The sequence below is a fragment of the Pseudomonas sp. B21-021 genome (assembly GCF_024749205.1).
Lineage (GTDB): Bacteria > Pseudomonadota > Gammaproteobacteria > Pseudomonadales > Pseudomonadaceae > Aquipseudomonas > Aquipseudomonas paraglycinae.
The window spans coordinates 2,017,501-2,041,421 of sequence record NZ_CP087192.1 but is presented as its reverse complement, the minus strand read 5'-3'; the positions used below and the strand labels follow the sequence as shown (position 1 = coordinate 2,041,421).

15 protein-coding genes are annotated in these 23,921 nt (G+C 60.3%); 12 read left to right on the top strand and 3 right to left on the bottom strand.

The window, feature by feature from the left end:
* Positions 1 to 453 precede the first annotated feature (453 nt).
* From LOY31_RS09200 to dacB, 4 genes are all read left to right on the top strand, one after another.
* On the top strand, positions 454 to 1,944 hold the full coding sequence (locus LOY31_RS09200; protein ID WP_042571950.1) for an SMEK domain-containing protein: 1,491 nt from the start codon (positions 454 to 456) through the stop codon (positions 1,942 to 1,944).
* The gene (locus LOY31_RS09195) at positions 1,934 to 3,349 is read left to right on the top strand and encodes a hypothetical protein (RefSeq protein WP_042571951.1); all 1,416 of its coding nucleotides are present in this window, start codon (positions 1,934 to 1,936) and stop codon (positions 3,347 to 3,349) included. The genes LOY31_RS09200 and LOY31_RS09195 overlap by 11 nt, the downstream gene beginning before the upstream one ends.
* A 239-nt stretch (positions 3,350 to 3,588) precedes the next feature.
* Positions 3,589 to 3,933 carry a YggL family protein gene (locus LOY31_RS09190; RefSeq protein WP_042571952.1) on the top strand — a complete coding sequence of 115 codons (345 nt, stop codon included), beginning with the start codon at positions 3,589 to 3,591 and terminating at the stop codon, positions 3,931 to 3,933.
* A gap of 549 nt (positions 3,934 to 4,482) precedes the next feature.
* Positions 4,483 to 5,943, top strand: coding sequence for a D-alanyl-D-alanine carboxypeptidase/D-alanyl-D-alanine-endopeptidase (gene dacB / locus LOY31_RS09185; protein WP_039770010.1), 1,461 nt, complete (start codon positions 4,483 to 4,485; stop codon positions 5,941 to 5,943).
* 203 nt (positions 5,944 to 6,146) lie between these two features.
* Here dacB and LOY31_RS09180 read toward each other — a convergent pair whose 3' ends face one another.
* On the bottom strand, positions 6,147 to 8,531 hold the full coding sequence (locus LOY31_RS09180) for a diguanylate cyclase (protein ID WP_258713131.1): 2,385 nt from the start codon (positions 8,529 to 8,531) through the stop codon (positions 6,147 to 6,149).
* Between the two features lie 146 nt (positions 8,532 to 8,677).
* Positions 8,678 to 10,948, bottom strand: a complete 2,271-nt coding sequence (gene rlmKL / locus LOY31_RS09175) for a bifunctional 23S rRNA (guanine(2069)-N(7))-methyltransferase RlmK/23S rRNA (guanine(2445)-N(2))-methyltransferase RlmL (RefSeq protein WP_258713130.1) — start codon at positions 10,946 to 10,948, stop codon at positions 8,678 to 8,680.
* Positions 10,949 to 11,478: 530 nt separating this feature from the next.
* On the opposite strand from rlmKL, the gene rmf reads away from it, so the two are divergent.
* Entirely contained in the window at positions 11,479 to 11,694 is a 216-nt protein-coding gene (rmf, locus tag LOY31_RS09170; protein ID WP_003223300.1) for a ribosome modulation factor, read from the top strand.
* A gap of 138 nt (positions 11,695 to 11,832) precedes the next feature.
* Here the strand turns inward: rmf and LOY31_RS09165 are convergent, their stop codons facing one another.
* Positions 11,833 to 12,852 (bottom strand): quinone-dependent dihydroorotate dehydrogenase, encoded by a 1,020-nt coding sequence (locus LOY31_RS09165; RefSeq protein ID WP_221532977.1) that lies wholly within the window; start codon positions 12,850 to 12,852, stop codon positions 11,833 to 11,835.
* A gap of 222 nt (positions 12,853 to 13,074) precedes the next feature.
* Between LOY31_RS09165 and LOY31_RS09160 the strand changes: the two genes are divergently transcribed.
* The 7 genes from LOY31_RS09160 to LOY31_RS09130 all read left to right on the top strand — a co-directional run bounded on the left by LOY31_RS09160 (position 13,075) and on the right by LOY31_RS09130 (position 23,913).
* Complete coding sequence (locus LOY31_RS09160) at positions 13,075 to 14,286, top strand: CmpA/NrtA family ABC transporter substrate-binding protein (protein ID WP_221532976.1); 1,212 nt, start codon at positions 13,075 to 13,077, stop codon at positions 14,284 to 14,286.
* Positions 14,287 to 14,301: 15 nt separating this feature from the next.
* Positions 14,302 to 14,877: an ANTAR domain-containing response regulator gene (locus LOY31_RS09155; RefSeq protein ID WP_007916390.1), complete on the top strand. Its 576-nt coding sequence runs from the start codon at positions 14,302 to 14,304 to the stop codon at positions 14,875 to 14,877.
* Positions 14,878 to 15,232: 355 nt separating this feature from the next.
* Complete coding sequence (locus LOY31_RS09150; RefSeq protein WP_007952035.1) at positions 15,233 to 16,444, top strand: NarK/NasA family nitrate transporter; 1,212 nt, start codon at positions 15,233 to 15,235, stop codon at positions 16,442 to 16,444.
* 7 nt (positions 16,445 to 16,451) lie between these two features.
* Positions 16,452 to 18,122, top strand: coding sequence for a bifunctional protein-serine/threonine kinase/phosphatase (locus LOY31_RS09145; RefSeq protein WP_258713129.1), 1,671 nt, complete (start codon positions 16,452 to 16,454; stop codon positions 18,120 to 18,122).
* A 309-nt stretch (positions 18,123 to 18,431) separates the two neighbouring features.
* Positions 18,432 to 20,885, top strand: coding sequence for a nitrite reductase large subunit NirB (gene nirB / locus LOY31_RS09140; RefSeq protein WP_039770178.1), 2,454 nt, complete (start codon positions 18,432 to 18,434; stop codon positions 20,883 to 20,885).
* Positions 20,882 to 21,199: a nitrite reductase small subunit NirD gene (gene nirD / locus LOY31_RS09135; protein ID WP_007951992.1), complete on the top strand. Its 318-nt coding sequence runs from the start codon at positions 20,882 to 20,884 to the stop codon at positions 21,197 to 21,199. Before nirB ends, nirD begins: the two co-directional genes overlap by 4 nt.
* A complete protein-coding gene (locus tag LOY31_RS09130) occupies positions 21,199 to 23,913 on the top strand; it encodes a nitrate reductase (RefSeq protein ID WP_258713128.1) in 2,715 nt (904 codons plus the stop codon). Before nirD ends, LOY31_RS09130 begins: the two co-directional genes overlap by 1 nt.
* Positions 23,914 to 23,921: the final 8 nt, after the last annotated feature.

Below are 23,921 nucleotides of genomic sequence, written 5' to 3'. Positions count from 1 at the left end.
GTCGTCTTTAGGTCGAGCGGGGGAAGTAGCCCCTTAGATTGCCAAAAATCAAGACCAACGTAACCGGCTCGGATCAAAATATCGTCAAGGCGCCGCCGCCTCAGGCGATACCGGTCGAATTCGACCATCACAAAGACTCAAAACCACTCCGGCGCATTTACGAACCGCTGCCTAGCCCCATATCAAAGCTTGGCGCCAATGATTCGCGTGTAGGCGAGCGTGCCGCCGGACAGGCAACATATTCCCCTCCTCTCCACCTCTCAAAGCCCCGCAGGTAGCGGGAAAGATCATAACGGGCTTTATAAGCGTCTTCCTGGCACTCGGGCTAACCGGTTGATCCGACGCGTGAACCATGGTGGTACAATGCCACCCTCTGCGGCCTGGGATGGCTCAGCGTCCTCAGCTCTCGTCGCACCCCCACTATCGCTTAGGTTTGAAGGGAAGTGTCTAGCAGTGAGACAGTTAGAGATTGAGAATGAGTTAAGAGATGTCGTAAGCCGAATCATCAGCCAAGTTGACCTCTCGACCAAGCAAGGCCGCCTCGATATCAACCTGTCCCTAGAGGATGCGCTGATTCCCATCCTGAAGGCAGCCTACAACCTTCCCAACCTGATTAACCTAAACAGAAGGCAGAAGAATTTTCCAGGCATCGACCTTGGCGACGATCACGACAGGGTTGCGTTTCAGGTGACGGCGACCACGTCGCTGGATAAGGTGAAGAAAACCTTGGCCCACTTCGTCAGCAGGCAGTTCTACAACACCTTCGATGAACTGTATATCTTGATGCTGACCAACAAGCAGGCTTCCTACAGCCAAGCTGCGATCGACCAAATCACAAACAATGCCTTTGAGTTTAATACAAAGACCCACATCATTGATCTTGGCGACATCCTTTCGAAGGTCTCAGGACTGCGTATACCTGCTCAAGAACGGGTATTGACCGACTTCAAGCTGATCCTGGGTGACATCAATGCCTACCTGGACTTTAACGCCAGCGACGGTCACCAATCGCACACCCTGACCTCAAACTTGATCGCTGTCACCCCACCTGAAACGGTATACGTTGCCGAGTTGCAGATAAACGAAGCATCAGTGCTGGCACAGGCTCGTGAACACCTGAACTTTAAGAAAAACAGTTGCTCCAAGCAGAGCCTTGTCAAGATGGCCCTGCTGCTAAATGGAGCCGATACCGATAACTGGGTATGTTTTGAAAATCGAGTTTTCACATTCGAAGACGTTTCTAACTCAGGCATACGACACATAGTCGACATCGGTACCATCGAAGCACTTGAGAGCCGAGATCTTTCAGACTCAGATATCGACGACAATCTCAATATTTTTAAGCTTCTGTTGACTGGCTATGTTCGAGAAACTCTGAAACCTCACAACGTCGCGTACGACCGCCGGGATAAATTTTATTTTTTCAAGCCCTTTCATCCCGACGACGAAGGTCGCAAAGAAGACTGGGTAGGTAAGAAGAAGTCAACCCGCCGGGTCTACGAAAAAATACTTTCCAAAAAAGAGCCTACCCGTATCGCTCATCACGTTCACCTATCTTTCGAATTAAGTTTCACTAAGGTAGCCCAACAGTGGTTTGCACTAGTAGTTCCAAGCTGGCTCTACACCTACGACGGAAGTCGAAAGTCTCGGTTTCATGAGGACTTACTGTCAAAGCAGAAAAGACTTGAGTTTAACCAAAGCGTACGGAACATAGTTCGATTCCTGGCCTATTACTTGCGATCGACTAATTTTTCTTTGCCAGGGACTGTTGACTACCCCAGTCATTATGGAAACAAGTCAATCGAGATGGACGACTCGCTTAGCACTGATACTGCAAGCTACGGTTTTTTTGGCGAGTTACTAGAACTCACTTGTGACGAAAAGCTAGTAGACGGTGAACATGTAGGTGCCGACTATGAAGAGGAACTAGCTGATGAAGATTAAGATCCTCAAAGAGCCCATGCTGGAATTTGGAAGCGGTGCCCATATATGTCCAAGAACGGGAATCGAAACTTTAGGTGTATACGACAAACGTGATGAGCTACGGCGTAGCGAATTGCGTATCGGCATCGTTGGCCGGGGTGAAGGCGTCGACTTATTGGATGAATGGCTGGACAAATGCAAGCGTGGCATCGTTGGCAAAGAGGAAACAAAATTCCCTAACCTCTTCAGAGGATTTGGCGGAGTGGACGAATACCACGGTTTTTATACGAAAATCCTTTCCTCCCCTCAGTACACTCGTACGCTTCAGAAGTCTGAAGTAAATAACATTTCGAAAATCACTGCCCGGGAAGATCGAGTAGTAAAGTGCGTTGAATTGTACTATGAGCAGATCCGATTTCTATCCGAGAATCGCTCAATCGATGTGATTGTCTGCGTAGTGCCCAATGACATTTTCGACTCTCTTACCAAGGCGACAGGGGAAAAAGACAACGAGTCGCTAGAGGCCTACCTGGAACACAACTTCCGCCGGCTCCTGAAAGCGCGGTGCATGCATTTAGGTATTCCTCTTCAGCTCGTTCGAGAAAAGACCATTCTTTCCGTCAAACCCTCGATCGATCAGCAAGACCTAGCCACCAAAGCCTGGAATTTCTGCACCGCGCTGTATTACAAGGGCAACAGGACTGTACCTTGGCGCCTAGTTGAGGACAAATTCAAGCCCAAGACCTGTTACATCGGGATCGGATTCTACAAGAGCCGTGACGGTGAGACGGTTTCCACGAGCCTCGCTCAGGTGTTCGATGAGTTCGGCCATGGCGTCATTCTGCGAGGCGCACCAGTATCGTTAGATAAGCGTGACAGACGCCCTTATATGGATGAGTCGCAGGCCTATGAGCTGCTAGACAGCGCACTGGCGGAATATGAAAAAGCGCTGATGCAAAAGCCCGCGCGCGTTGTGATCCACAAGTCCAGTCGTTTCCGGCCTACCGAGGTTGCGGGGTTTTCAAGGGTGCTAGAGGCCAAGGGCATAAAGACGAAAGATCTTGTATCGATCACAGCGACCGATATCCGGCTTTTCAGCGACAAAAATTACCCACCTTCCCGAGGGACGCTGCTTAGCCTTTCGGAGACTCAAGGTGTGCTCTACACGAAAGGGATCGTGGATTTCTACAAAACGTACCCGGGGATGTACATCCCGAGCCCCCTGCGGGTCGAGGCGTTCGACAGCGATTCGTCACTGGAAGACCTGTGCAAGGAAATCCTTGGCCTGACCAAGATGAACTGGAACAACACCCAGCTCGACGGACGCCTCCCAATCACCTTGGAGTGCGCCAACAAGGTCGGAGACATCATGAAGTACATCGACAGCTCAGAGAAGCCACAGGTGAGCTACAGCTTCTACATGTAGAGGTTGCTTCCGGCGTGCCGTGGACGTCGGAACGGTTTGCGGGGCGTCTTCCTCAGGTGGGGTTGATCATCGCGGCAAACAAATTAACTGGCCTATGGAGGTGATGAGGCTCCGAGCCATGGGCTCTCTAGGCCTGTGTGGCTGGACGTAGCCTTGGAAGCTCGACTGATCGGACAAAGCAGGCAATCGGACGTGTTAGCTGATAGACTGCGCGCCGTAATTACTTAGAGGATTTTTTGATGGCCACTAACCGCTCCCGTCGTCTTCGCAAAAAGCTTTGTGTGGACGAGTTTCAGGAATTGGGCTTTGAGCTGAACCTGGAATTTAAGGAAGATCTGGATGATGAGGCAGTCGATGCATTCCTTGATGACTTCCTGACCGAAGCCATGGACGCCAATGGCCTGGACTATGTCGGCGGCGATGATTTCGGCCTGGTTTGCAAAGCAGAACGCGGCTCGGTTACCGAAGAGCAACGCGCAGCTGTCGAAGCATGGCTCAAAGGCCGTAGCGAAGTGACCAAGGCTGAAGTCAGCCCTCTGCTCGACGCTTGGTACCCCGAGAAGCCGGTCAACGCTGCACAGTGATCGCGCTTAGCCGGAGGGAGTAACTGCTGGCTTGTGAAACGACCACCTTTCGAGGTGGTTTTTTTATGGGCGATCACAAATCTCAAGGCCATCTCGCGGCGTCAAATCAGGGGATTAAAAGAGAATGGGAGAGAGGCAGGAGAGAGAGCTTGCCGGGGACTGCCGCCAGGGATACGGCATGAGAGGAGCAGGATCTCGGACGGAGAGGACAATGAATTTTTGACAACCAACCGACTATTTTTTGCTAATTAGCAAAACTTGAAATTCATCGACGCACAGTTTTTTGCGCAGACGCTGGGAACGGTTAGTCGCCATTGGAACAATCCTCTTAAGTAATAACGGCCGGCACTTTACCAGTTTAAGCCGGCGATTGCCCGACTCTCTGGGACGTGCGTGCGACCGCCTGTAAAAAAATAACGAATTGGCGCCCTTGCGAAAGGCACAAGCTGTTACACCTTGGGGCATAATGCCGACACTTTCATGACCACTGAGGGCCTTTTCATCCATGTCCTCGTCTTTTTTCCCCTCGGCTGTAGGGTTTTATTTCATATGATCAAATCGTTGCGTCCTCTGCTCCTGGCCGGTCTTCTTCTGCCGCTGGCCTTGCCCGTCTCCGCTGCCACCATCAACACCGCCCTGACCCCCAACGTCGAAAAAGCCCTCAAGGCCAGCAAGCTGCAGCCCACTGCCCTGTCGCTGGTGATGGTGCCGCTGGACGGCCCGGGCACGCCGACCGTGTACAACGCCGACGTCTCGGTCAACCCGGCCTCGACCATGAAGTTGGTCACCACTTACGCGGCGCTGGAAATGCTCGGCCCCAACCATCAGTGGAAAACCGAGTTCTACACCGACGGCGACCTGAACGGCGGGATCCTCAACGGCAACCTCTACCTCAAGGGTGGCGGCGATCCGAAGCTGAACATGGAAAAACTCTGGCTGCTGATGCGCGACCTGCGCGCCAATGGCGTGACCCAGGTCACCGGTGATCTGGTACTGGATCGCAGCTTCTTCGTGCAGCCACAGCTGCCGGAATTCAACGATGACGGCAACGACGAGAACAAGCCGTTCCTGGTCAAGCCGGATTCGCTGCTGGTCAACCTCAAGGCCTTGCGTTTCGTGGCCCGCAATGACAATGGCCGGGTTTTGATCTCGGTCGAACCGCCGATTGCCAGCATCAACATCGAGAACACCGTCAAAGCGCTCAACTCCAAACAATGCACCGGCGGCGTGCGCTACAACCCGGTGCCGCAGGCCGATGGCAGCGTGACCGTGACCGTGGCCGGCCAGCTGGGCGAAGGCTGCAGCTCGCAGACTTATCTGTCGCTGCTCGATCACGCGACCTACACCGCCGGCGCCGTGCGGGCGATCTGGAAGGAACTGGGCGGCAGCATCCAGGGCAAGGATCGTCTGGCCCCGACGCCGAGCAGCGCCAAAGTGCTGGCCCGTGCGTTCTCGCCGGATCTGGCGGAAATCATCCGCGACATCAACAAGTACAGTAACAACACCATGGCTCAGCAACTGTTCCTGAGCCTGGGCCAGAAATTCCGCAACGACGCCGACGGCGATGACGCCAAAGCCGCGCAACGTGTGGTGCGGCAGTGGCTGGCGAAGAAAGGCATCACAGCGCCGCACCTGGTGATGGAGAACGGCTCCGGTCTGTCGCGTTCGGAGCGGGTCAGCGCCCGTGAAATGGCCAACATGCTGCAAGCGGCCTGGCACAGCCCTTACGCCGCCGAGTACATCAGCTCGCTGCCGATTGCCGGCACCGACGGCACCATGCGCAAACGCCTGAAGACCACCGCGATGCGCGGCGAAGCCCACGTCAAGACCGGCACCCTGAACACCGTGCGGGCAATCGCCGGCTTCAGCCGCGACGTCAACGGCAACACCTGGGCGGTGGTGGCGATCCTCAACGACAAGGCCCCGTTCGGCGCGTCGTCGGTGCTGGATCAGGTGCTGCTGGATCTTTATAAACAGCCACGGACGCCGCAGACTGCTTCGGTCCTGTAATCCCCGTAAATGATTGTTCCCACGCTCTGCGTGGGAACAATCATCACAGCCGAAACTGCCGCCCCCCCCCCCCAAAAAAAAAACCTGATTGTTCCCACGCTCCGCGTGGGAATACAGCCCGTGACGCTCTGCGTCACTGGACGCGGAGCGTCCCCGGAGGCATTCCCACGCAGAGCGTGGGAACGATCAGGTGGCAGAGGGACTCAGTTCATCTGCCGCTCGACCCGATCCCGTCCGCCCTGTTTCGCCGCATAAACCCCGGAATCCGCCCGCAGCAACAAAGCGTCCGCGCCCTCCCCGGGTCGCCAGCTGGCAATCCCGAAACTGGCCGTCACCACCCCCACCACATCGATTGGCGCACTGCGCAGGCTTTGCCATAACTCTTCGGCCAGCATGTGCGCGTGATCGCCGTCGATGTCCGGGCACAGCACCATGAACTCTTCGCCGCCCAACCGGCAGAACACGTCGGTACGCCGCAGACGATGGCCGATGCGCTCGCAGACCGCCTGCAACACGCGGTCGCCCGCTGCGTGACCGTACTGATCGTTGATCCGTTTGAAGTGGTCGATGTCGAGCATGATCACCGACAGCTCGCCACCGCCGCGTTTGACCCGGGCCATTTCGGTGGTCAGGCGCTCCTGGAAATAGCGCCGGTTGTGAATGCCGGTCAGTGCGTCGGTCACCGACAGCGCGCGCAACTCTTCTTCGACGCGCTTCAGGTCGGAGATGTCGGAGATATAACCGTGCCACAGCACGCCGCCGCCCGGCAGTTCCTCCGGGGTCGCCTCGCCGCGAACCCAGCGCAGGCCGCGCTCGGGCAGTTGCACGCGGTATTCCTCGCGCCACGGGCTGAGGTTGTCTGCCGAGGCACGGATCGACTTGCGCACGCGGCTGACGTCCTGCGGGTGGATGCGGGTGAAGATGGCTTCGGCGTTGAGCAGCAGCACGTCCGGCTCCAGCTCGTAGATCTCGCGGATGCCGTCGCTGGCGTAGATCACGCTGAAGCGACCGTCGAACTCCATCTTGAATTGATAGATCCCGCCGGGAACGTGGGCGCTGAGTTTCTTCAACAACACGTCCCGCGCGGCCAGCGCTTCATGCACGCGCTTGCGCTCGGTGATGTCGATGCAGATCGCCAGATGCCCGACCCACAGCCCCTGCTCGTCCAGCACCGGCGTGGCCAGCATGTTCACTGGGATGTGGCTGCCGTCTTTGCGCACCAGCGTCCATTCCCGCGCCTCGTGCCCGCCGACTTCGCCACCCTCCACCAGCATCGCCTGACAGGTCGGAATGGTTTTGCCATAACGAGCGCTGAGCTCCGCCGCGCGGGCCACCAGTTCCCGGGGAAAGTGCAGGTTTTCCAGGGTCATGTGGCCGACCACTTCGCTGCTGATATAACCGAGCATCTGTTCGGCGCCGGGGTTGAAGGTGTTGATCACCCCGCGCAGGTCGGTGGCGATGATTGCCACTTGGGTCGCCGCGTTGAGCACCCCGCGCAACTGGCCGTGGGTGCCGCGCAGTTCCTGTTCACGCTCATGCAGTTCCTGAGTGCGCAACTCGACCATGCGCAACGCACGCTGGCGCTGACTGACCAGCACATAAAGCAGCGCGCTCAGCAGCAGACTGAGCAATCCGCCCAGCACCACTACGCTGCCAACCGACGAATGGTTGGCTTGCATGAACGCCTCGCTGGGCAGGATATCCACCTGATAGTCGTGATCGGCCATGCGCACCAGCCGGGTAGCGGACAGATCGCTCGGCGCCGGCTCATTGGTCGATTCGAACAGCACTTCATGCTGATCGTTGGTAGACAGATCAAGAATGCGCACCGACAGATAATCATGGAACGCATCCGGCAAACCGTCCGCCAGCAGCTGACGCATGCTGATGACGGCCATCACGTAGCCGAATGACTTTGTCTCGCCGGGACGCACCACCGGCCCGACCAACAGCACGCCGCGCGCGTAGGCCGGCTCGATCGCCACCAGATGCATCGGCTGCGAGACCGCCAGGCCGCCAATCTGGTCGGCGCGCTCCAAGGTCGTGCGGCGCAGCGGCTGGGCCAGCAAGTCGTAACCCAGCGGCGAGCCGAGCCGGCTCTGGGTCTGGCTGTACAACACCACTACGTATTCATCGCGGGCCGAAGCCAGTTGCAGTTCGCCGCGGGCATTGAGTTCGCGCACGCTGAAGGTGCTCAGGCCTTCATCCCGCGCCCGCTGTTCAAAGGCTGCACGCTCGGCGCCGCTCACCCGCAGGGCGAACGAATAGGCCTGGGTGCGCAGTAATAAAGGTTGGGTGTAGCCGTCGAATTCGGCGCGAGACACCGATTCAGAGTTGGCGAAGAACCGGCGCAAGCCGTCGAGGCGTTGCTCCTGATCCTGAAAACGTTCTTCGATGCGGCTGTAGCGCTCGTTGGCCAGCAGCTGAAAGCGTTGGCGCAACTGGCTGTGAAACTGATTGAGGGTGCCCCAGGCGAGCAGCCCCGTGAGAATCCCGCCGGCGAGCAATACCAGCAGCGCGACCAGCCAGGCCGAGACTTCTTCGCTGATAAAACCCAATATCTTCGGGCGCACGGGGTGCAACGACATAAAAGCCACTCACTACGTCAGCATCTGCGGGAAAAACCCCATCGGCCGTGTGTGAGTTATAGCTATTAGCCACTAATTTGGCTAGCTCTGAACGGATCCAAGAGCCTTTAAAAATCAAGGCTCTGTGGATCCAATTTTGCAGAGTGTCAACGAGCCGTGATTTTCCAGGCGCGGTGGATCTTGCCGTTGCGGGCGAAATCCGGGTCGATGGTGCTGGCGGTGATTTCCTCGACCGCGTAACGCTCGGCCAGGTTGTCTTCGAGCTGGAACTTGCGGAAGTTGTTGGAGAAATACAACACCCCGCCCGCTGCCAGACGGGCCATGGCCAGGTCGATCAACTGCACCTGGTCACGCTGCACGTCGAAGATGCCTTCCATGCGCTTGGAGTTGGAGAATGTCGGCGGATCGATGAAGATCAGGTCGTATTCGTCGCGGGAATTCTCCAGCCACGCCATCACATCGCCCTGCTCCAGACGGTTCTTGTCGGAGAAGCCGTTGAGCGACAGGTTGCGGCGCGCCCAGTCGAGGTAGGTTTTCGACAGGTCGACGCTGGTGGTGCTGCGCGCGCCGCCCTTGGCCGCGTGGACGCTGGCGGTCGCGGTGTAGCAGAACAGGTTGAGGAAGCGCTTGCCGGCGGCTTCTTTCTGGATCCGCATGCGCATCGGCCGGTGATCGAGGAACAACCCGGTGTCGAGGTAGTCGGTGAGGTTGACCAGCAACTTCACGCCGCCCTCGGTCACTTCATTGAACTTGCCCTGGGCCGCCTGACGCTCGTACTGCTTGGTGCCGCTCTGACGCTCGCGGCGCTTGACCACCACGCGGCTCTTGTCGATGTTCAGCGCCTGCGGAATGGCCGCCAGCGCGTCGAACATGCGGATCGAGGCTTTTTCCGGGTCGATCGACTTCGGCGCGGCGTATTCCTGAACGTGCACCCAGTCGTGGTACAGGTCGATGGCCATGGCGTATTCCGGCATGTCCGCATCGTAGACGCGGTAGCAGTCGATGCCTTCGCGCTTGACCCACTTGCCCATCGCCTTGAGGTTCTTCTGCAGGCGGTTGGCAAACATCTGCCCGCCTTCGCTCAGGCGCGGTTGCTCGATCACTGGCGCCGGGGCCGGCGTCGGTTTGATCGGGTTGCCGTTCTTGTTGAACTTGCGCTCTTGCGGCTCGTTCGGCGTCTGATCGTAGGCGGCTTGCTCGCGCTCGGCCTGACGTTGTTCCGGGGTGCGGCGCTCGCCGGTGACGAACTGATCCGGCAGGACTTTGATCAACAGCAGCTTGCACGGCAGCGCGCCGTTCCAGAACGAATACTGTTTGTGGCTGCGGATGCCCATGCGCTTGCCCAGATCCGGCGCACCGGTAAACACCGCCGCTTCCCAGTTCAGGCAGGCCTGACGCAGACGCTCGCCAAGGTTCTGGTAGAGGTACAACAGGCTGGCTTCATCACCCAGACGCTCGCCGTACGGCGGGTTGCAGATGACCAGGCCTTTCTGGTTCTGGTCCGGACGCGGCTCGAAGGTCGCCACTTCGCCCTGATAGATCTTGATCCACTCGCTCAGGCCGGCGCGTTCGACGTTGTTGCGGCCCGGTTGAATAAGGCGTGGGTCGGCTTCATAACCACGAATCCACAGCGGCGGCTTGGCCAGACCGGCAGCAGCACGCTCGACCGCTTCTTCATGCAGTTTTTTCCACAGCGCCGGTACGTGACCGAGCCAGGCGGTGAAGCCCCACTGCTCACGACGCAGGTTCGGCGCCATGTCGGCGGCGATCATGCCGGCTTCGACCAGGAACGTGCCGACACCGCACATCGGGTCGGCCAGCGCGCCACCTTCGGCGGCAATGCGCGGCCAGCCGGAACGGATCAGGATCGCGGCCGCCAGGTTTTCCTTCAGCGGCGCAGCGCCCTGCTGCAAGCGGTAGCCGCGCTGGTGCAGGCTGTGGCCGGAGAGGTCGAGGGACAGAATCGCTTCGCCGCGATCCAGGCGCAGGTGAATGCGCAGGTCCGGGTTGAGCTTGTCGATGCTTGGGCGGTCGCCCTGCGGGGTACGCAGTTTGTCGACGATGGCGTCCTTGACCTTCAGGGCGCCGAAGTGGGTGTTGTCGATGCCCGAACCGTGGCCGCTGAATTCCACGGCCAAGGTGCCGTCGGCCAGCGTGTGATCCTGCCAGTCGACGTCGAGTACGCCGTGGTACAGGTCTTCGGCGTTTTTCATCGGGAAACGCTTGAGCACCAGCAGCACCCGGTTGGCCAGACGCGACCAGAGGCACAGGCGATAAGCGGTTTCCATGGTCGCCATGCCACGCACGGCGGAGGTGTGTTCGCGGGCCTCTTCAAGGCCAAGCCCGACGGCTTCCTCGATGAGCAGGCCTTCAAGGCCTTTGGGGCAAGTGAGGAAGAGTTCGAAACGGTCGGACATGGTTTTTCCAGAGCCTTTGGCTAATGAACCGGCAACGCATTGCCGATCCGGTTTTCAATCAGGCGCTTTTCTACAAGAGCGCCCGCGTGGCACGAAGGTGTGCCGTTCCATCCCCGCTGCTCGGGTTAAAAGAGCTTAGATGCCGGGACAGATAAAAAAGTTGAAGCAACAAAATGACTCAAAGCAACCCTTCGTCGAATAGTACCCCAGCGCAAACGTGGGTCATTCTCACTAAAGGATTAACCTCATCATCCAGCGCGGGGCCGATCATACCGGGGTTTGGCCAACAAACACTGGATAAATACGCGGTTACTTATGGCCATAGCATCTTTTTCGTTACGTCCTTATGACAAAACGGTCATTCCATCGATGTGACTCATTGGTTAGAACTGGACACAGGTTGACGTCGCAACGGCGTCAACACCTTGGCTCGCCACGCCGGCAGCGAGCCGCCAACGGCAGAGTTTTTCTGCCAGACCTCAATTGAGGTCGACGCGACAAAAACAGTCAACAAGTGAGGGAAACACCCTATGAGAAGACTTAAGCGTGATCCGTTGGAAAGAGCATTTTTGCGCGGATATCAATATGGCGTTGGTGGCAAATCCCGTGAGCTTTGCCCATTTACTCTACCGTCGGTACGTCAAGCCTGGATCAACGGCTGGCGAGAAGGACGCGGCGACAACTGGGACGGTATGACCGGCACTGCGGGAATCCACAGACTCAACGAACTTCACGCCGTCGGCTGACACAGGGCACTTATTCCGACACGACAATCTGATTTCGCAACACACTGATCACCATGCACGTCCTTCCCGGACGGCGGGCTACGGCCCAGGGGCTCCTTCGAGGAGCCCTTTTTTATGCCTGCCTTTTATTTCCGTCGATCAGCGCTTGGCGGCGATCGCGTCCACGGACTCGCGGATCAGCGCCGGGCCCTTATAGATGAAGCCGGAGTAGATCTGCACCAGGCTCGCGCCGGCAGCGATCTTCTCGGCCGCATGCTTGCCTTCGGTGATACCGCCCGCCGCGATGATCGGCAGTTTGCCGCCCAGCTCGGACGCCAGCACTTTCACGGTGTGGGTGCTCTTCTCACGCACCGGCGCGCCGGACAGACCGCCCGCCTCGTCACCGTGTTCCATGCCTTCGACGCCCACGCGGCTGAGGGTGGTGTTGGTGGCGATCACCGCGTCCATCCCGGTTTCGATCAGCGCTTGCGCAACCTGCGCGGTTTCTTCGTCGGTCATGTCCGGCGCGATCTTGATTGCCAGCGGTACATGCTTGCCGTGGCGCAGAGCCAGCTCGGCGCGGCGCGTGGCCAGGTCCGCCAGCAACTGCTTGAGCGAATCACCGAATTGCAGGCTGCGCAGGCCCGGAGTGTTCGGCGAGCTGACGTTGACCGTGATGTAGCTGGCGTGGGCGTAGACCTTGTCCAGACAGATCAGGTAATCATCCACCGCGCGCTCGACCGGGGTGTCGAAGTTCTTGCCGATGTTGATCCCCAGCACGCCTTTGTATTTGGCCGCCGCCACCCGCGCCAGCAGGTTATCCACACCGAGGTTGTTGAAACCCATGCGGTTGATGATCGCCTCGGCTTCCGGCAGGCGGAAAATCCGTGGTTTCGGGTTGCCCGGCTGCGGACGCGGGGTCACAGTGCCGATTTCGACAAAACCGAAACCCAGCTGCGCAAAGCCGTCGATGGCCGCGCCGTTCTTGTCCAGACCGGCCGCCAGACCCACAGGGTTCGGGAACTCCAGGCCCATGACATTCACCGGCAGCGACGCCGGCGCCTTGCACAGCAAGCCGTTGAGGCCCAAACGCCCGCCCGCGCCGATCAGATCCAGCGACAGATCGTGGGAGGTTTCCGGGGAAAGTTTGAACAACAGCTGACGGGCCAGGGTGTACATGGGCGGCTATGACTCGGGCGGCGAAAAGAGGCGGCGATTATAGCCGGGCATCGCCCCGCCGCGCGAGGCGCACGGGTAAATCCGTGCGCATGGCATATGCCTTGCACCTTCCTCGACATCAGCCCGCAGGCCAATGGTGGCGTGCAGGCAAGGACAATGGCGTCGTCTCTCGGTTTTGCGCGGGCAAAGCCCGGGACGACGTTTTTTTTGAGGGTGGCTTTCATGACTCAAACCTCCGCCGGGCCGCTGGCCTGGGTCAACGGCAGCGATGCCCCGGAAAAAAGCGCGATCAACCTCGGTTTCATGGCCCTGAGCGACTGCGCCTCGCTGGTGGTCGCGGCCACTCAGGGCTTTGCTCAGCCTTACGGCCTGACCCTGAATCTCAAGCGCCAGAGTTCCTGGGCCAACCTGCGGGACAACCTGGTCAGCGGCGAACTCGATGCCGCCCACAGCCTTTACGGCCTGATCTACGCGGTGCATCTGGGCATCGGCGGTGTCGCGTCGACCGACATGGCGGTGCTGATGGGCCTGAATCAAAACGGCCAGAGCCTCAACCTGTCCCACGGTTTGCAGGGCCTGGGCGTGACCGGTCCTGAAGCGCTGCACCACCATGTGCACCAAACCCGCGCAAAACTGACCTTCGCCCAGACCTTCCCGACCGGCACCCATGCCATGTGGCTGTATTACTGGCTGGCGAGCCAGGGCATCCATCCGTTGCAGGATGTCGACAGCGTGGTGGTGCCGCCGCCGCAAATGGTCGCGCACTTGCAGGCCGGACGCATCGATGGCCTCTGCGTTGGCGAGCCGTGGGCGGCCAGCGCCGTGCAGCAGGATCTCGGTTTCACGCTGGCCACCAGCCAGACCATCTGGCCCGATCACCCGGAAAAAGTCCTCGGCTGCACTCGCGCCTTCGTCGAGCAGTACCCCAACACCGCCCGCGCGCTGGTGATGGCGATCCTCGAAGCCAGCCGTTTCATCGAAGAAAGCCCGGAAAACCGCCGCAGCACCGCGCAGTTGCTGAGCGCCCCGGAATACCTCGACGCCCCGGTTTCCTGCATCGAACCACGCTTTCTCGGCGACTACGACGATGGCCTCGGCAACAGTTGGCAGGACCCGCACGCCCTGCGCTTTCACGGCGATGGCGCGGTGAACCTGCCGTATCTCTCGGATGGCATGTGGTTCATGACTCAGTTTCGCCGTTGGGGTTTGCTGCGCGATGACCCGGATTACCTCGCCGTCGCCCGTCAGGTGCAGCAACTGGAGATCTATCGCGACGCGGCGACTGCTGTGGGCGTCGCGGCCTGGGGCAAGGACATGCGCAGCAGCCAGTTGATCGACGGCAAAATCTGGGACGGCAGCGACCCGGCCGCCTATGCCCGGAGCTTCAAGCTCCACGCGCTGAGCGACAGCGCGCCCCTTCTCGCCCACCGCTGACAGGAGACCGCGAACATGCTGCGCATTCTGCTGATCAACGACACCGCAAAAAAAGTCGGACGCCTGAAAGCTGCGCTGACCGAGGCCGGTTTCGAGGTGATCGACGAGTCGGGCCTGACCATCGACCTGCCGGCGCGCGTCGAAACGGTGCGTCCGGACGTGATCCTGATCGATACCGAGTCACCGAGCCGCGATGTGATGGAGCAAGTGGTGCTGGTCAGCCGCGACCAGCCGCGGCCGATCGTGATGTTCACCGACGAGCACGATCCCGGCGTAATGCGTCAGGCGATCAAGTCCGGGGTCAGTGCCTACATCGTCGAGGGCATTCACGCACAACGCTTGCAGCCGATTCTCGACGTGGCCATGGCCCGCTTCGAAAGCGACCAGGCCCTGCGCGCCCAGCTACAGGCCCGCGACCAGCAACTGGCCGAGCGCAAGCGCATCGAACTGGCCAAGGGTTTGTTGATGAAAATGAAGGACTGCAACGAAGAAGAGGCCTACACCCTGATGCGCCGCCAGGCCATGAGCCGCCAGCAGAAACTGATTCAGGTGGCGGAACAGATCATTGCCATGAGCGAGTTGCTTGGCTGAAGCCCTGCCCTGCCTTGATCGTTCCCACGCTCCGCGTGGGAATGCAGCCATGGACGCTCCGCGTCCGCTTCAGAGCATGACGCAGAGCGTCACCGAATGCGTTCCCACGCAGAGCATGGGAACGAGCCACATCGATGTGGCACAAATCTCGCTAAGCAATCCCCACAGGTAACCAACGGCGGTTGCCCCACCTACGACAAAGACGTCGCTCACCTTCTTCGCCCCTTTCGGCGATCCGGGTAGCGGCGTTTTTGCGTTTTGGCCCCACAGCCCGGGGCCGGTGGTGCGGCCGTGGTGGCGCCCCACTGTGCTGGTTCTGACTCCTTCTCGAGATTCTCTACAGCTGAGGTGCGCGATGAATAAAAGCTTCTGGAAATCCGGCCACACCCCGACCCTGTTCGCGGCCTTCCTGTATTTCGACCTGAGCTTCATGGTCTGGTACCTGCTCGGCCCGCTGGCGGTGCAGATTGCCGCCGACCTGCACCTGACCACCCAGCAGCGCGGTCTCGTGGTGGCCACGCCGATTCTGGCCGGCGCGGTACTGCGTTTTGCGATGGGCATGCTCGCCGATCGCCTGTCGCCGAAGACCGCCGGGCTGATCGGCCAGGTGATCGTGATCTGCGCACTGTTCGGTGCCTGGAAACTCGGCATCCACAGTTACGAACAGGCCCTGCTGCTCGGTCTGTTCCTCGGCATGGCCGGCGCCTCGTTCGCCGTGGCCCTGCCCTTGGCCTCGCAGTGGTATCCACCGGAGCATCAGGGCAAGGCGATGGGCATCGCCGGGGCCGGCAACTCCGGGACCGTGTTCGCGGCACTGATCGCCCCGGTACTCGCGGCGGCGTTTGGCTGGAGCAATGTATTCGGTTTCGCCCTGATTCCGCTGATCCTGACGCTGGTGCTGTTCGCCTGGCTGGCGAAAAATGCGCCGGAGCGGCCGAAAGCCAAATCCATGGCCGACTACTTCAAGGCCCTGGGCGACCGTGACAGCTGGTGGTTCATGTTTTTCTACAGCGTGACCTTCGGCGGCTTCATCGGCCTGGCCAGCGCCCTGCCCGGTTACTTCAACGATCAATACGGCCTGAGCCCGGTGACCGCCGGTTATTACACCGCGGCCTGCGTGTTCGGCGGCAGCCTGATGCGTCCACTGGGCGGCGCGCTGGCTGATCGTTTCGGTGGGATTCGCACGCTTTTGGCGATGTACACGGTGGCCGCAGTTTGTATCGCAGCGGTCGGCTTCAACCTGCCAAGTTCCTACGCGGCACTGGCACTTTTCGTCTGCACCATGCTCGGTCTCGGCGCGGGTAATGGCGCGGTGTTCCAACTGGTGCCGCAACGTTTCCGTCGCGAGATCGGTGTGATGACTGGCCTGATTGGGATGGCCGGCGGCATCGGCGGTTTTGCCCTGGCGGCCGGCATGGGCGCGATCAAACAGAGCACCGGCAGCTATCAACTGGCGCTTTGGCTGTTCGCCAGCCTTGGCGTGTTGGCGTGGTTCGGTCTGCACGGGGTCAAACGTCGCTGGAGAACCACCTGGGGTTCGGCGGCCGTGACCGCTGCCCGGGTCTGAGGCCCGAATGGCTCTGCAACTGAGCTTCGCCGAAGCCAGCGCCACCGGCCCCCGCGCGGAAAACCAGGACGCTTTGCGCCTGGTGACCCCGGCCCCGGCGCTGGCTGCCAGCAAGGGGTTTCTGTTCGCCATCGCCGACGGCGTCAGCCAGTGTGCCGATGGCGGGCTGGCCGCGCGTTCGACCTTGCAGGCGCTGGCACTGGACTACTACGCCACCCCGGAAACCTGGAGCGTGGCCCAGGCCCTCGATCGTCTGTTGCTCGCGCAAAACCGCTGGTTGCAGGCCAACGGTGGCGGTCAGCCGCTGCTCACCACGGTCAGTGCGCTGGTCCTGCGCGGCCGGCGGTTTACCTTGGCGCATGTCGGTGATTGCCGGGTCTATCGCTGGCATGCCGAGAACTTGCAGCGGATCAGCGAGGATCACGTCTGGGACCAACCGGGCATGCAGCATGTGCTCAAGCGGGCATTGGGGCTGGATCAGCATCTGGTGCTGGACTTTCTTGATGGCGAACTGCGTGACGGCGAATGTTTCGTGCTGCTCAGTGATGGCGTGTGGGCGGCGCTCGGCGATACCACCATCGCCGGAATTCTGCGCGATCAGCCGGATCTGCACAGTGCGGCGCAAACGTTGGTCAACGCCGCGCATCTGGCCGGCAGCCAGGACAACGCCAGCGCGCTGTTGGTGCGAGTGGATGCTGTCGGCGAGGCCAGCCTTGGCGATGCACTGATTCATTTGCAGCAGTGGCCGCTGCCCCCGCCGTTGAAACCGGGTCAGGCATTCGAAGGCTGGCAGGTGCAAGGGATCGTCGGTCAGAGCCAGCAATCATTGCTGTATCGCGTGCTCGATGGTCAGGGCCAGACCTGGCTTTTGAAGACGCTGCCTGCACAACTGGCAGACGATGCCCAGGCCGGTCAGGCCTTGCTGGCGGAGGAATGGTTTCTCAAACGCGTCGCCGGGCGGCACTTCCCTGAAGTCCATAGCGCCGGCCAGCGTCAGCATTTGTACTACGTGATGCGTGAATACTCGGGGACGACCCTGGCTCAGTTGTTCGAGCAAAGCGGCCCGCTGCCACTGGCTCAGTGGCAGGATCTGGCCGAACGCCTGCTGCGGGCTGTCGGCCTGTTGCATCGACGGCAGATCCTGCACCGCGACATCAAACCGGAAAATTTGCACCTGGGGGACGACGGCGAGTTGCGTCTGCTGGATTTCGGTCTGGCGTATTGCCCCGGTCTGTCGCAGGACGCACCGTCAACCTTGCCAGGGACCCCGAGCTACATCGCGCCGGAAGCCTTTCAGGGTGAAGCACCCAGCGCACAACAGGATCTGTATGCGGTGGGCGTGACTTTGTATTTTTTGCTCACCGGGCATTTTCCCTACGGCGAGATCGAAGCCTTCCAGCGCCCGCGTTTCGGGGTGCCGGTGAGTGCCGGTCGCTATCGCCCGGATCTGCCGGAGTGGCTGGCGCAGTGTCTGGAGCGCGGTGTGGCGACCGATCCTTTGCAACGCTATGAAACCGCCGAGGAATGGTTGCTGATTCTGGAGCAAGGTGAGCGCCGCAGCCTGAGTGTGCGCCCTCGCCCCTTGCTGGAACGTGAGCCGCTGAAGGTCTGGCGGACACTGGCGTTACTGGCACTGCTGGGCAATCTGGTCCTGCTGTTTCTGCTGTTTCATGGCTGATGCGGCGCTCCATTAACGGGCGTGCCGCTTCCATTCAGTGCAAAAACCACAACGAACATCTGGCCAATTCCAGCTTTACCCCAGTGAATTCGCGGCCCGCCGCGACTTGGCACAACCACTGCATTAACGTTTTCAACTGACATAAAGCCCGACCTTCAACGACGAAGGCCAGGCTTCCCGAGAGAACGGGACAAGGACAAAGGCGTCCTCGCTAGGTAACTGGCGGGACGCCTTTTTTGTTTGCGCCATTTTTGTCGAGCAAGGCCTGACTGCCCACAAGAGGCAAGCCCGATGCTCCCGGAGAACCTGATGAAAAAACTCAAACTGGTGATGATCGGCAACGGCATGGCCGGGGTTCGCACCCTGGAAGAACTGCTCAAGCTGAGCAACGAGCTGTACGACATCACGGTCTTCGGCGCCGAACCGCACACCAACTACAACCGCATCCTGTTGTCGCCGGTACTGGCTGGCGAACAGACCTTTGAAGAGATCGTGCTCAACGACCTCGACTGGTACCTGGAAAACAACATCAAACTGCTGCTCAACCGCAAAGTGGTGGAGATCGACCGGGTCAAACGCCGGGTGATCGCCGAAGACGGCACCGAGGCCGAATACGATCGCCTGCTGATCGCCACCGGCTCGACCCCGTTCATCCTGCCGATCCCCGGCAACACCTTGCAGGGCGTGATCGGTTACCGCGACATCGCCGACACCCAGGCCATGATCGACACCGCAAAAACCCACAAGCACGCCGTGGTGATCGGCGGCGGCCTGCTCGGCCTCGAAGCCGCCAACGGCCTGATGCTGCGCGGCATGCACGTCACCGTGGTGCACCTCGGTGAATGGCTGCTGGAGCGGCAACTGGACAAGACCAGCGGCCAGCTCCTGCAAACCGCCCTCGAGTCCCGTGGCCTGCACTTTCGCCTGTGCGAACAGACCCACGCCCTGCACGACGCCGGCAACGGTCGCGTCGGCTCGGTGCAATTCAAGAACGGCGACATCATCCCTGCCGATCTGGTGGTCATGGCCGCCGGCATCCGCCCCAATACCGAACTCGCGGAAAAGGCCGGCATCCCGTGCAATCGCGGGATTCTGGTCAACGACACCCTGCAAACCTACGACCCGCGCATCTATGCCATCGGCGAGTGCGCGAGCCACCGTGGCATCGCCTACGGCCTTGTCGCGCCGCTGTTCGAACAGGCCAAGGTCTGTGCCAATCACCTGGCTCAACTGGGTTTCGCCCGCTATCAGGGCTCGGTGACGTCGACCAAATTGAAAGTCACCGGCATCGACCTGTTTTCCGCCGGCGACTTCATGGGCGGCGAAGGCACCGAGACCATCACCCTCTCCGACCCGATCGGCGGGGTGTACAAAAAACTGGTGATCAAGGATGACGTGCTGGTCGGCGCTTGTCTGTACGGCGATACGGCAGATGGCGGTTGGTATTTCCGGCAGATTCGTGAGAATCACGCCATCGGCGAGATCCGCGATCACTTGATGTTTGGCGAAAACGCCTTGGGCGATGTAGGACATCAAGGCCAGGACAAAGCCATGAGCATGGCCGACAACGCCGAAGTCTGCGGCTGCAACGGCGTGTGCAAGGGCACCATCGTCAAGGCGATTCAGGAACACGGCCTGTTCAGCGTCGACGAAGTGAAGAAACACACCAAGGCCGCCAGCTCCTGCGGCTCCTGCGCCGGACTGGTCGAGCAGATCCTGATCAACACCGTTGGCGGTGCAGCCGACGTCAAACCGAAAAGCGAAAAAGCCATCTGCGGTTGCAGCGACCTCAACCATGGCCAGATCCGCCAGGCGATTCGCGAACAGCATCTGCTGACCATCGCCGGCACCATGAGCTACCTCAACTGGCGCACCCCGAACGGCTGCGCTACCTGCCGCCCGGCCCTAAACTACTACCTGATTTCCACTTGGCCCGGCGAGGCCAAGGACGATCCGCAGTCGCGCCTGATCAACGAACGGGCCCACGCCAACATTCAGAAGGACGGCACCTATTCGGTGGTGCCACGGATGTGGGGCGGCGTGACCAACCCGTCGGAACTGCGGCGGATCGCCGACGTGGCGGACAAATATCAGGTGCCGATGGTCAAGGTCACCGGCGGCCAGCGCATCGACTTGCTGGGGATCAAGAAACAGGACCTGCCCGGTGTGTGGAAAGACCTCGACATGCCATCCGGCCACGCCTACGGCAAATCGATCCGCACCGTGAAAACCTGCGTCGGCAGCGAGTTCTGCCGCTTCGGCACGCAGAACTCGACTCAGTTGGGCATCGACCTCGAACACGACCTGTTCAACATGTGGTCGCCGCACAAAGTGAAGCTGGCGGTCTCCGGATGCCCACGCAACTGCTCGGAAGCGGGGATCAAGGACGTAGGAATCATCGGCGTCGATTCCGGCTGGGAGATGTACATCGGTGGCAACGGCGGGATCAAGACCGAAGTCGCCGAGTTCTTCGTCAAGCTCAAGACCGCCGAGGAAGTGCGCGAATACAACGGCGCGTTCCTGCAGCTGTACCGCGAAGAAGCCTTCTACCTCGAACGCACCGTGCACTACCTGCAACGGGTCGGCATGGAGCACATCAAGAAAGCCGTGCTGGAAGATCCCGAACGCCGCAAGGCCCTGAACGAGCGCCTGCAATTCTCCCTGTCGTTCGAACAGGACCCTTGGAAAGAGCGCCTCGCCCAGCCGCAACTGAAAAAAGAATTCGACGTGATCCCCGTGAAAAACCTGGAGGTGCCGGCATGAACTGGCTCGATATCTGTGCCCTGGAAGAGATCAACGCCCTCGGTTCGCGGATCATCGCCGGGCCCAAAGGTGACATCGCGATCTTTCGCACAAGCGACGACGAGGTTTTCGCACTCGATGACCGATGCCCGCACAAGGGCGGACCATTGTCCCAAGGCCTGATCTACGGTAAGCGCGTCGCCTGCCCGCTGCACAACTGGCAGATCGACCTGCAATCCGGCGAAGCCCAGGCACCGGATGTTGGCTGCGCCCACCATCACCCGGCCCGGGTCGAGAACGGCCGCGTGCAACTGGCCCTGCGGGACGCCGTCTGATGAACCGCCAGACGACCGCCTCGACCTGCTGCTATTGCGGGGTCGGCTGCGGCGTGCTGATCGAGCATGACGGCGAGCGCATTCTCGGCGTCAGTGGCGATCCGGCGCATCCGGCCAACTTCGGCAAACTGTGCAGCAAAGGCTCGACCCTGCACCTGACCGGCGATCTGGCGGCACGGGCGTTATATCCGGAATTGCGCCTGGGCAAAGGCCTGGCGCGCAGTCGCTGCGACTGGGACACCGCGCTGGATCACGCCACCAACGTTTTCGCCGAAACAATCGCCGAACACGGCCCGGACAGCGTGGCGTTCTACATCTCCGGGCAATTGCTGACCGAGGATTACTACGCCTTCAACAAACTGGCGCGGGCGCTGGTCGGCACCAACAACATCGACAGCAATTCGCGGCTGTGCATGTCTTCGGCAGTGGTCGGCTACAAACGCAGCCTCGGCGCCGACGCACCACCGTGCAGCTACGAAGACCTGGAACTGAGCGATTGCGTGGTGATCGTCGGCAGTAACATGGCCTACGCCCATCCGGTACTGTTTCGTCGTCTCGAAGAGGCAAAATCCCGCCGTCCGCAAATGAAAGTCGTCGTCATAGACCCACGGCGCACCGACACCTGCGATCTGGCCGACCTGCACCTGGCGATACTGCCGGGCACCGATGTCGCTTTGTTCCATGGGATTTTGCATCTGCTGTTGTGGGAAGACTGGATCGACCGCGACTTCATCAAGGCCCACACCGAAGGCCTCGCCGAGCTGAAAAGCCTGGTGCGCGATTACACCCCGGCGATGGTTTCGCAGCTGTGCGGGATCAGCGTCGAGCAGTTGCAGCAATGCGCCGAATGGATCGGCACCGCGCCGAGTTTTCTGTCGCTGTGGTGCATGGGCCTGAACCAGTCAACCGCCGGCAGCGCGAAGAACAGCGCGCTGATCAATCTGCACCTGGCCACCGGGCAAATCGGCCGGCCGGGTGCAGGACCTTTCTCCCTGACCGGTCAGCCGAATGCCATGGGCGGGCGCGAAACCGGCAGCCTTTCCAATCTGTTGCCCGGTCACCGTGAAGTCGCCAATCCAGAGCACCGCGCTGAAGTGGCGGCGTATTGGGGTGTGGATAAACTGCCGGAAAATACCGGTCTCAGCGCCATCGAACTGTTTGAACAGGTGCGCAACGGCAAGATCAAGGCGTTGTGGATTGCCTGCACCAACCCCGCACAATCGATGCCGGACCAGAACGCCGTCCGCGCCGCGCTGGAAGCCTGTCCGTTCGTGGTGTTGCAGGAAGCGTTTCGCACCACCGAAACCGCAGCGTTTGCCGATCTGCTGCTGCCGGCGGCCAGTTGGGGCGAGAAGGAAGGCTCGGTAACCAACTCCGAACGGCGGATTTCCCACGTCCGCCAGGCCATTGCCGCACCGGGTGAAGCACGACCGGACTGGGCGATCACCGTAGATTTCGCACAACGCCTGGAGAAGCGTCTGCGCCCGCAGCAGCCGGGGCTGTTTGCGTTCGAACAACCGGCGCAGCTGTTTGACGAGTACAAACAACTGACCCGTGGCCGCGATCTGGATTTGTCCGGGATCAGCCATGGGTTGATTGATGAACTGGGGCCACAACAATGGCCCTTTCCCGCTGGTGCCCGCCAAGGTACAGCCCGGCTGTATGGCGACGGAATCTTTCCTACACCGAACGGGCGCGCGCAGTTCGTTGCCGATCCCTATCGCGCCGCCAAAGAACAACGCGACGCGCGTTTTCCCCTGACCCTGATCACCGGTCGCCTGCGTGATCAATGGCACGGTATGAGCCGCACCGGCACGGCGGCGCAGTTATTCGGTCATGTCAGCGAAGCAGTGTTGAGTCTGCATCCTGACGAGTTGCGGCGTCACCGCTTGCAGCCGGGGGATCTGGTGAATCTGAAAAGTCGTCGAGGCGCAGTGATCGTGGCGGTCGCCAGCGATGACAGCGTGCGTCCGGGCCAGGCGTTCCTGCCGATGCACTGGGGCGATCGTTTCCTCAAGGGCGGCGTGAACAGCCTGACCCTGCCCGCCTTCGATCCTTTGTCGAAACAGCCGGAACTCAAGCACAGCGGTGTGCGGCTAGAACCGGTGGATTTGCCATGGCAACTGTTCGCACTGATCGAGGGCGATGTTCAACGGCATTTCGAGGCGCTTCGACCGCTCTGTGAGGCGTTTTCCTACGCAAGTTTCAGCCTTGTCGGACGTGAACGGCCTGCGCTGCTGATACGCGCAGCCAGCGCCGTGGCGCCGGAGCCGCAATTGCTGCGTGAAATCGACCAGTGCCTGGCCCTGATCGACGGGCCGGTGCTGGCTTATGACGATCCTCGCCGCGCCATCGGCAAACGGGTACGGATTGAAAACGGACGAATCACCGCGATCCGTCTGGCCGGTGAAACCCTTGCCCAACACTGGTTGCAAGGCCTGTGGCTGGAGGGTCGTGCCGACGAACAACTGCGGCGCTGGCTGCTGGCACCGATGAGTGCGCCGCCGGGCAATGCAGGTGCGCAGGTTGTGGCGGACAAAACCCTGTGCAACTGCAAGAACGTCGGCCACAGCGCGGTTTGCGCCGGTATTCGTGAAGGTCTTGATCTACAGGGTTTGAAAAACAAGTTGGGGTGCGGCACGCAATGCGGTTCCTGCGTCCCGGAAATCAAGCGTTTGCTGGCCGCCGAAGTGCGTCCGGTTGCCGTCATCTGAAGAGGAAA

Bases quoted from the DNA above. Each gene is read 5' to 3' on its own strand.
- LOY31_RS09195 (WP_042571951.1), top strand. From the start codon at position 1,934: ATGAAGATTAAGATCCTCAAAGAGCCCATGCTGGAATTTGGAAGCGGT.
- LOY31_RS09190 (WP_042571952.1), top strand. From the start codon at position 3,589: ATGGCCACTAACCGCTCCCGTCGTCTTCGCAAAAAGCTTTGTGTGGAC.
- dacB (WP_039770010.1), top strand. From the start codon at position 4,483: ATGATCAAATCGTTGCGTCCTCTGCTCCTGGCCGGTCTTCTTCTGCCG.
- LOY31_RS09180 (WP_258713131.1), bottom strand. From the start codon at position 8,531: ATGTCGTTGCACCCCGTGCGCCCGAAGATATTGGGTTTTATCAGCGAA.
- rlmKL (WP_258713130.1), bottom strand. From the start codon at position 10,948: ATGTCCGACCGTTTCGAACTCTTCCTCACTTGCCCCAAAGGCCTTGAA.
- rmf (WP_003223300.1), top strand. From the start codon at position 11,479: ATGAGAAGACTTAAGCGTGATCCGTTGGAAAGAGCATTTTTGCGCGGA.
- LOY31_RS09165 (WP_221532977.1), bottom strand. From the start codon at position 12,852: ATGTACACCCTGGCCCGTCAGCTGTTGTTCAAACTTTCCCCGGAAACC.
- LOY31_RS09160 (WP_221532976.1), top strand. From the start codon at position 13,075: ATGACTCAAACCTCCGCCGGGCCGCTGGCCTGGGTCAACGGCAGCGAT.
- LOY31_RS09155 (WP_007916390.1), top strand. From the start codon at position 14,302: ATGCTGCGCATTCTGCTGATCAACGACACCGCAAAAAAAGTCGGACGC.
- LOY31_RS09150 (WP_007952035.1), top strand. From the start codon at position 15,233: ATGAATAAAAGCTTCTGGAAATCCGGCCACACCCCGACCCTGTTCGCG.
- LOY31_RS09145 (WP_258713129.1), top strand. From the start codon at position 16,452: ATGGCTCTGCAACTGAGCTTCGCCGAAGCCAGCGCCACCGGCCCCCGC.
- nirB (WP_039770178.1), top strand. From the start codon at position 18,432: ATGAAAAAACTCAAACTGGTGATGATCGGCAACGGCATGGCCGGGGTT.
- nirD (WP_007951992.1), top strand. From the start codon at position 20,882: ATGAACTGGCTCGATATCTGTGCCCTGGAAGAGATCAACGCCCTCGGT.
- LOY31_RS09130 (WP_258713128.1), top strand. From the start codon at position 21,199: ATGAACCGCCAGACGACCGCCTCGACCTGCTGCTATTGCGGGGTCGGC.